The following is an 8,977-nucleotide window of genomic DNA, read 5'->3' as shown; positions in this document are numbered from 1 at the left end:
CTGTTTCAATCCCTCATAGGTAGGCTCCAAACCAGTCTCCACTTCCTTCAGCGCCCGCATCTTTTCGGGTTTCAATCCCTCATAGGTAGGCTCCAAACACCGGCACCGGGATATACGACCCGGCCCGGTACGAGTTTCAATCCCTCATAGGTAGGCTCCAAACTGGAAGTCTTTCCGGTTAAGCGAGTCCTTATCGAAGTTTCAATCCCTCATAGGTAGGCTCCAAACGTCCCGCCCACCGGCAACCCCGGGCGGGACTTTTTCGTGTTTCAATCCCTCATAGGTAGGCTCCAAACTTATCTGCCCTTCGCTTGCTATTATTTTACTACTTTCATGCTCCAGATCAAGGGTATTCCGGGCTCTCCGTGAAAAAATTTGTCGTCGACCCCCCAGGTTTTTTACTCTATCGAAGGTCGACGACAAAAAAAGAGCCGTCTATGCCTAAATTATTTGTTCTTCCCCTCCCTTTTTTAGTCCCAAAATTTCCCTAGTAGAGTATTTTGTGGTTCTCAGGTTATAAATGATTACCGAATCTTCCTCTTTGTCGATAAGACGGTTTAATTCCATTCTCAGCTTTTTCAGGTTTGCCTCGGAAATTTCTCCTTCCAGAACAGAATTTTGCACCCAATGCAAGTATTTGCGGCATGTTTTAAGGACTTTGCTTACTCTCTTCACGTTAACATCATAGACTAGAATGATGAACAATGTTGCACACCACCATTCTAACACCATGCACCATTCAGTCCAAAAACATTTCGGGGCGAAAAATGGCTATTAAAGTCACGTGGCCCCCATACCAGTGGTGAAAAAGCTAAATGCTTATCACCACGTAGCTACAAAAGGCTCATACTTTTTCTCGCCCATGAGATGCTTTTCCAGCTTGTACAATTCCAGGCGAATCAACCTGCGGTAAGAAACCGGTCTGCCTATTTCCCGGTGGCTGATGGTGGTTTTCAGCTTTTCTTCCAATTGCTCCACGAAGGAGCGTTTCGCTTTGTCCTTCATTAAAATACCTTCGGTGCCGCGCTCAAAGTCGTCTGCTGTAATCATTTTCCGCCCTAAAAGGGTGAAAATGACCCGGTCCACAATTACCGGCTTAAAAATTTCCGCCAGGTCAAGGTTCAGGGTAAAACGCCTGAAGTTTGTAGTATGTAAATAACCAATACGAGGATCTAGATGGGTGCGGTAAATTTCCGATAAACAGATCGTATAAAGAAGTGAATTGCCAAAACTAATCAGGGTATTTAAATAATTTTTCGGCGGTCTTCGGCTGCGTGCTTCAAAAATGAAATCCGGAAGGCCAATGATTTCATCAAAGGCCCGGTAGTAGTGTTCCCGCATATTCCCTTCTATGGCCATGAGAGCTGCGGTCTCATGGCACTCACCAACTGCCGGCAGCAGTTTTTGTATGGACTCAATTTGCTCCTCAACCTGCTTCCCCCGGGCGCTGTAATATTTCAGCACGCGCAGAATATTTTTGGCCGCACCTTCTACCAGCAACCGGGCAATGGTCAGGCGCTTTTCCTGGTCCAGATAGTGCTCGGCCTGCTTTAAAGTCATATAACCTGAGTTCAGGTGTTCCCGCGGGTAGAAACTCCCCATGTAGTATCCATGATGGTTGAAGTAGTGCAGCACAATCTCTTTCTGAGAAAGGAATTCCAAAAATCTTTTATTTATTGCTACTTCACCAAAGACCATGATCTCGGCCGTATCCTCAACGGGAATAAATCGTCTTTCCCCTTGCTCGGTCTCAAAGTAAAGGGTATTATCTTTCCGGCGAAAATCCCCGCTGGAAAAAATGTAAAAGGTTTTCTTCATGCACCATCCACCCTGACGGAAAAATCAATAGTACTCTCTAAGACCAGCAAAACTCGGCATAAGCACACTTTTTGCAGTAACGGTTTTTTGACGGTGGTGGTGGTTGTGGAAGGTACACAATGCGCAGGATCTCCCGCTCCACCCTTTCCAGTTCTTCTAAAGTTTCTTCATCTAAAACCACATCCTCCCGTTTTTTCTCTTTTGGAAAGCGCAACTCTCCCCGTGCCGGTATGCCCCGGCTATGTAATTCTTTCAAATAAAAGGCCAGCTGCATGCGGGCGCTGTGGCGGTATTTGGAACTCTTCTTGACTTCCCCCACCACCAGTTCACCGTTGGCTATGTGGTAAACATCCATTTTGCTGGATCCTACGGCCAGTTCTTTTTTTTCCCTGGCATAAGACATTTCCCCGATAAAACGCCCAATGGCCAGGTTATCGTCCTCCGCATCCGGTGTAAGCTGGTGGGCAATCAACCACACCTGTCGGGGACAGATGTAGTAGTACCAAACTAGCGTTCCGCTTACGCCAATTTCTCCAGACCGCTCAGATAAACCAGGCTTCGTGCTCATCTTTCATATCCACCACCGAAAGGCCCGTGTCATCCCGGTAGCGGGAATCATATCTCAAACGCAACAATGACCTGTTGGAAGCAGGCTCACCGATTTCTTGAGCCACTTCTGCGGGGACCTGGACGACAAAGTGGTTCATCAACCCCATGAAAGCTTTTCTCTCCATAAAGCTTAACGACCTTAGAAAATCTTTGCTTGCATACAACTCCCAGATTTCATCAGGACGGGAAATATGGAATTTCCGCAAAGCAGTCTTAATTATCTCTGGTGGTTCACCCCACCACCTGGGTACAAAGATGCCGTACCCGGGAACCTCGGGACCGAACGGATGCACATTTGCGGGAGCAGAGTAATAGCCCGAGGCAGCTTCCAGGATTTTCTCCAGGACGGCCTGATGGGTGTTGCGGCGAAAACATTCACGGTAAAATTCCCGCACCACCCGCGATGCCTCATCTTCCGAAAAAACAGGATAGTTTGTCAAACACTTATCTGTAACTTCCCTTTGATCCGGGTCCCGGTAGACATAATTACGTGTGTCAGTTTCCCCTCCCCGCAATAAGTTCAGCACGTATAAACGTCCGGTTTCCCCTTCCCCGTGACGGTTGCACCTCCCGGCCGCCTGTACTACAGAGGGTATAACCGGCAGGGCTCGAAACACGACGCGAAAGCTTAAATCCACTCCCGCTTCTAGCACCTGGGTACAAACCACCAGGGCCCTGGAACCATTTTTCAACGCCTGCCTGATCTCCTCGATGCGCGCCTTTTTATGCAGGGGGGTAAGCCTGCCGGAAAGAAAATAAACAGTTTCGCCAGGGACTAATTTTATTAACCACCGGTAAACCTCCGCCGCATCCTTAACGGTATTGCAGATTACCGCTACCGACCCATAATCCTTGTAGGCCTCTACAGCCTCCCGGGCCAGGTACTCTTCATCCCCCTCACCCCGGACTTCTACGGAGAAGCGGGCAATCACAACTTCGGCTTTTCCGAGGGATACAGCCGAATTGAAAATACCCCCTTCCAGCTCCGGGAGGGTGGCAGTAGTGAGGAGAACTTTGGTGTTCAGTTCCGCGGTAGTTGCCTCCATCAGAGCTAAAAAGAGGTTCCAGACGCCGGCACTGATAATTTGAGGTTCATCCACAATAACAAAGGAGTCTTTTAAACCGTGAAGCCTCAAGGTATGCTGGGCCCGGGAGGGGAAAAGGGCGCGGAACAGCTGGTTGAACGTGGTGGCCACCACAGGAGCCCGCCACGATTCCAGAAGCACATCTTCGTCCCGCTCTTCTTCCATTAGCCTTTGCAGTGTAGAAATATGGTGATGGGTCATCACATTTAAACCCGTGGAACCCTGGATTTCCGTTGCCGCCTGGGAGAGAATGGAGATATATGGCGCTACATAAACGATGCGCCTGCACAACCCCAATTCGATGGCCTTCAGGGCTATGCTCAAAGAGGTGAGGGTCTTCCCATATCCCGTGGGCAGTTCCAGGGTAAACACACCATTACCCCATTCCCGGGCAAATGCCTCTACCGCCTTTCTCCGCCATTTTTCCCTCGCACCCAGCAACAACCGGTCGGCCCCGGCCGCTGTTAAAACTTGCTTCCGGTCGGAGCAAAATTGTTCTATCCTGGCTTGCACCTGGCGGGCCAGGCCGGGTGAGATATATTCTTCCGGCAGTTCATCAACCCGGACGCCTGCAGCATGGAAGCGGTCGGCGGCAATTAAACGGGCATTTTCCCGCTGAAGGCACAGCCGCGCACCTACGGCATAGCGGTTGCCGCTTTCCAGCAATCTGTCTACATGGCGCCATGCATTCTGAAACCAGTTCTTCCAGCGTAAATTAATTTCTTGCAATCTCTCGTCAAGGGCGGTAAATGAAAATCTTTTTTCATCCAGCTCCGGGAAATATTTTCTCACCAGGGTAAATATACCTTCCAAATCACACTCTTTTAAATCAGAAGGTACAAAACCTCCTGTCCAGGGTGGGTAACAATCATTGATATCGGGTATCTCACCGTGGTGCTCGTAAAGGAAGTGGACGAGGCCCACCCCCAGATGGAGGAGGGCCTGTTTTTCCTTTAGCTTTAAGTCCCACTTCTTTATGAGTTCGTCCAAACACACGGCGAAAAGCATGGCCCCGGCAAAGGCGTGGGGAACTCCTTTACCGCGCCCGCGAATATACTCCTGCCAGTTGTAACGGCTTTTTCCCGCATCATGTAAAAGCCCGGCCAGGAAACGTAAACGGTCATAAATGTCTTCTTGAGGATTGCCCATACCATTAGCTACGGCCAGCAGGTGATCGACCAGCGGATAATCTTCTCCCCCAGGTCCCTTAGGACGGGCGATACACTCGGATAAGGGATAAGCCTTCACCACAGACACGCAACTTCTCCCCCCGGCAGTTCTACGGCAAGGTAGGGAAATGGCGGCTTCTCCTTGAAACGAACCTTTAAAGTTTCACCCTTTTCCTCGTAAAGCACCGTAACGGTTCTCTCGAAGATTCTTCCGCCGCAATGTTGATAGGGCATGGCCCTTGCCGCGGCATAGGCAGCTCCCGCCTCCAGAGCTATGTGGGCCGCCAGCTCCCGTGGTACCACGGTATGCACAGGGATTGGATCTTCGGGCACAGGTTGCAACAACCTGGCTTCTACTGTATCCTCGTATTCGGGAAACGTAAGGCAGTAGGCGCTGCCCAAATAGGTGTGGTAAACGCTTTTGTTGGCACGTATTTTTTCGGATAATTCTTCTACCCATTTACCGGCATAGTAAACGCGGTAGCGGGGCTCAACCACCATCTCCACCACGGTGGGGCGGTTAAAAAAATCCCCCTCTCCGCTGACAAAGCCTTTGCCCAGCAATGACATCTGCACACATACGGTGCGTACAGGTGAAAGGAGGGACAGGCCTATAAAATGCGGGTCATTGAGAAAGGCCTTTCCTTCCCTTGTGGAAAAGTCAATCCCCAAAACCGAAGCTAAAAGCCCGTGCAGGGTTGGCCGGGGTGGAAAAGGATAGGTCGCCTGGGTGATGATGGTATCGGGTTGCCGGAAATGTGCGGTTTTACCCCGTAAGGAAAAGATCAATACTTTCAGGTAATCGGTCAATGCTGCGGCACCCCCTTCCAAGACGCGCCTACCACATCTTTTCCTCGCTGCCGGAAAGCTCGCCTAGTAATCTTAACTCCGGGTTTTTCCACCAGCGAACCCTCTTAATCCGGGAGGCAAAGGGGCCGTCCGGACCGGTTATTTTTGCCAGTTCCCTGACGTCCAGGGTTACGTCGGACAGCTGCGTTGGGGGGCTAGCACCCAGCCATGCTTCCCTACCCGGCTCCAGGGTTATGTAATCTTCCAGGTAACCGATGCGGAAGAAGGGATCATTGTATTCCACATGAACTAAAAGCAAGGGCTGCTGCAATCCCCTGCCCCGGGCCTGGCGGTAAAGGGTGCCTTTCCACAATCCCTCCAGCAATAACTCCACGTCGGCTTCACTCATTTTGTTCTCTTGAGCAATAGTAGCGTTGATTACTCCCGGCATGGCAAAGACGGCAAAGGGAAGAATATAAGTGGTCCAGATGGTACCCTGCCCGGCCTGTTCGCCACTGGGCATGACCACGGTACCCTGGACATATTTCGTCTCTACGGGATGCAGGGAGTGGGCCCAGCCGAATTGAACGGGCCCCGTTTTATGGAAACTTTTGTTCTTCACGCTGAACACAGCACCGAAGACCCGCATGTCAAAAGATGATTTCAACAAGGCTTGTTCTTCGTCCGTTTCATTTTTACGCCCCGCCCGTTCTAAAATGAGTTCTGCCAGTTTATCCCGATCATACAGTTTCCCCTCGGGAGTACGCTCTCCCCTGCACCAGACGAAGTAGCGTTTATCGGGACCGCCATCCGGGTATTTGGCCAGGACATAGTCACGCACATCCCTTTTTATGCTCACATCGGAAAGGGATATGCGCCCGTCTTCCTCTCCAAAGATGCGCCGGGCATCGCTGTCGTTAAGTGGGTCCCTGTTTGGAATGCCGTCTTTAACGGACTTAACAAATAAAATTTCTCCGGTGGCCACCGTCATTTTCTCTCACTCCCCAGTAAATTTAATCGGATTGCTTTGCTGGAAAAGCCAGCGCATAGCCGCTCCAGAAGGCTCCTATGAAATCGTCTTTACGGGCCATGACATGTTCCTTTAAACGCCGGTATTCGCTTTCCACCACACCCGCCCGGCGGCGGAAATCATCCGGCAACCCCATGTCCAGCTTCAAGGCATATTCCTGGAAACGACTCAACCCTTTCTTCCAGATCATTTCCGGAGTCAGGCTGGAACCAAAGGCCATTATTCTATGTTTTACGAAATTCTTACCACCCCTGTCTCCACCTGTTTTCGTCCAGTACCAGCGGTCAAAAAGTCGTACAAGATACCCCGCGGCAAAGCCGAGCTCCTCTACATTATCAAAAGAAAGCTCTGCTGGCGGAACACTCGATACCTTATTCAACATCTCCCGCCAATCACCCACTTTTCTTCCCCCTCCCGGCAGCAAACTGTTGTACAGGTTGTAAAAACGGCGGAACGCCAGGTAAAAGATAACCTCATCCCGCAAATTCCAGTAACTGAGCTTTTCATCGCCCAGGCGGGCCCAACCGTTCATCCGGGCGGCGGCCCCGGCAGTAAAAGCATCCCAGGCAATGGGTCTCCTGTGCAGAACAGAACGCAGGGCATGCCATAAATAACATCCCCCGTAAGCCCTGGTAAGCAGGTAAAACAGGGAGTCGTAGCGTCCATCCCGTTGTTCCTCGTTACGTTCACCCACCAGGCGGCGTCGCACATGTACCGCTTCTTCCGCCACCTGGGGCATGTAATCTAAAAGCCTGCTCACTGTTGAAGGGAGCACATCTTCAATGACCGCCCTCAGGTGCACATCTCCCTGGGCCGGGTTGCCGGAATAGTAAATTAGCGTAAGACGGTACTGGTCGGAGTTAAATTCATCGGGCAACACGGCTTCAAAACCCGTTATGGCCGTTATAAGCCGGTCCTGCCTGTCCGGGCGAATCTGTTTGAGCCTTAAAGTTTTTAAGGCATCAGTAAAAAATTCACCCTGCTCCTCCCCTTGTTCGGCAAAAAGGGAAACAACGAGAGCACATCCCCAGATACCCGGAGGCTGACTTTTAGACTTCCTGGCTACCTCCCTTCCCCCGGCAGAAGCCACGGGTACAAAAAGTTCCCTGGTCAAGGATAGGGGTAAACGGGTGGAAAGCTCGTCGAAAACACCGGCGCCGACAATCAGTGAAGAATAACATTCCCGGCACAATGCCCCGATGGCAGCAGCTAAGTCTATGTTTTTGCCTTTTTTTAATTCCTCGGAAATGGGAGGATGCCACGTGGGGGCCAGCAACGGCCAGGCTTTACTGTATGCAGATACCGCTTCCCCCTCCCGACCGCACAAAGAGCACCTTTCCCTTTTCCCTTTCTCCGCCCCTTCTTCCATTTTGGAAGCCCAAAAATACCTGGCCACGGTGGGCAAATGGGCCACAATATACTTTCCCGGATTAAGGACGCTCTCCCCCACCAGGGTGTAATCGCGGTCGCCTTTTACCGGCATTTTATCAGCGTAACGGTAGGGGCCTTCCGGTTGCGGCAAAACCAACACCACTAAAGCATGGCCCTGGTTTGAGCTTTCTTCCACCTTTTTTGCTACCTCCACCGCGGCTCTTTTCAACAACCCGGCAAGATGCATTTCCTCATCCTGGGAGAACACTCTCGGCAAGCTCATAGTCCTTTTAAGCCGACCCTGCCAGAAGCTACGGGCTTCCTTCTCACTGGCAGCAAGCAGGGGTATATGGCTGGGAAAAACCGGATAGACAGGTACACCATACCTGCCCTGGGGGGCCCTTTTGTTTCCGCCACTGACAATGATAAAAGGCGTGCCCAATCCCCGGTCTACTTCAGCTTGAAAAATTATTTTCTTTTTCCTCCTTGTACCCCCTTGCTCATCATACCTGCCCCAGGTCTGTAAAGGTAAAGCATCTGCTTTAAACTTCTCTTCCCCTTCCACCTCAATCACAATCACATTTTCTAAAAAGCGTCCTTGCTCTTTGACATCCGAAATCTGCCGCAGGGTCTCCGCGGGAGACATGCCGTGGGCCAGAAAGGGACGACCCTGGGCTACCAGCTTTTCAATGAACAAACAATTACACCCTCCCTTAAACAAAGTTGGAGGCACTGGTATGAGTAACTATGACGAAAAAACTATGACGAAAAATGTCGATAAAATTTGGTACAACAACCTTTACTTCCCTATTTTGATACTTTTGCTCATTTTCCTTCCCCAAGGGACAATTTTTTTCTTAAGACCATTTTCGTCCATGGCAGGGGGTGTCATTTTTCCCATAGGTTTATGTTAATATCTGACAGTTAGCTGGTGGTTTTGCGACTGTACCAAATTGGTGTAACCTGCAAAATTCAAGTTCCAGGCTGGTAAGAAATAACTCCTGAGGAGTATAAATGGGAAATTAGCCCTGAACTATCGCTAAAAAATGATCAAAAACTTATTCTGACAATAAAAGGCAGCTAAAAAAGGACAGACCACCCCTCTC

The 8,977-nt window shown here is 50.4% G+C and carries 7 protein-coding genes and 1 CRISPR repeat array; all 7 genes read right to left on the bottom strand.

The features are described 5' to 3' along the window. Positions 1–2: 2 nt before the first annotated feature. Positions 3–296: a CRISPR direct-repeat array (repeat unit 30 nt; unit sequence GTTTCAATCCCTCATAGGTAGGCTCCAAAC). Between the two features lie 145 nt (positions 297–441). Continuing rightward, on the bottom strand, positions 442–705 hold the full coding sequence (gene cas2, locus BUA65_RS16870) for a CRISPR-associated endonuclease Cas2 (RefSeq protein ID WP_072871467.1): 264 nt from the start codon (positions 703–705) through the stop codon (positions 442–444). Between the two features lie 117 nt (positions 706–822). After that, positions 823–1,818 carry a type I-B CRISPR-associated endonuclease Cas1b gene (gene cas1b / locus BUA65_RS16865; protein WP_072871464.1) on the bottom strand — a complete coding sequence of 332 codons (996 nt, stop codon included), beginning with the start codon at positions 1,816–1,818 and terminating at the stop codon, positions 823–825. 37 nt (positions 1,819–1,855) lie between these two features. Further along, on the bottom strand, positions 1,856–2,386 hold the full coding sequence (gene cas4, locus BUA65_RS16860; RefSeq protein ID WP_072871462.1) for a CRISPR-associated protein Cas4: 531 nt from the start codon (positions 2,384–2,386) through the stop codon (positions 1,856–1,858). Then, a complete protein-coding gene (locus tag BUA65_RS16855) occupies positions 2,361–4,769 on the bottom strand; it encodes a CRISPR-associated helicase/endonuclease Cas3 (protein ID WP_072871460.1) in 2,409 nt (802 codons plus the stop codon). Before BUA65_RS16855 ends, cas4 begins: the two co-directional genes overlap by 26 nt. Then, entirely contained in the window at positions 4,757–5,491 is a 735-nt protein-coding gene (cas5, locus tag BUA65_RS16850) for a CRISPR-associated protein Cas5 (protein ID WP_072871458.1), read from the bottom strand. Before cas5 ends, BUA65_RS16855 begins: the two co-directional genes overlap by 13 nt. Before the next feature lie 28 nt (positions 5,492–5,519). Continuing rightward, positions 5,520–6,461 (bottom strand): CRISPR-associated protein, encoded by a 942-nt coding sequence (locus tag BUA65_RS16845; RefSeq protein WP_072871456.1) that lies wholly within the window; start codon positions 6,459–6,461, stop codon positions 5,520–5,522. 22 nt (positions 6,462–6,483) lie between these two features. After that, a complete protein-coding gene (locus tag BUA65_RS16840) occupies positions 6,484–8,568 on the bottom strand; it encodes a TM1802 family CRISPR-associated protein (RefSeq protein WP_072871454.1) in 2,085 nt (694 codons plus the stop codon). Positions 8,569–8,977 lie beyond the last annotated feature (409 nt).

The sequence above is a fragment of the Desulfofundulus thermosubterraneus DSM 16057 genome (assembly GCF_900142025.1).
Taxonomy (GTDB): Bacteria; Bacillota; Desulfotomaculia; order Desulfotomaculales; family Desulfovirgulaceae; genus Desulfofundulus; species Desulfofundulus thermosubterraneus.
Note: the sequence above shows the minus strand (reverse complement) of the source record. Positions and strands in the feature narration are given on the sequence as shown.

Bases quoted from the DNA above. Each gene is read 5' to 3' on its own strand.
- cas1b (WP_072871464.1), bottom strand. From the start codon at position 1,818: ATGAAGAAAACCTTTTACATTTTTTCCAGCGGGGATTTTCGCCGGAAA.
- cas4 (WP_072871462.1), bottom strand. From the start codon at position 2,386: ATGAGCACGAAGCCTGGTTTATCTGAGCGGTCTGGAGAAATTGGCGTA.
- BUA65_RS16845 (WP_072871456.1), bottom strand. From the start codon at position 6,461: ATGACGGTGGCCACCGGAGAAATTTTATTTGTTAAGTCCGTTAAAGAC.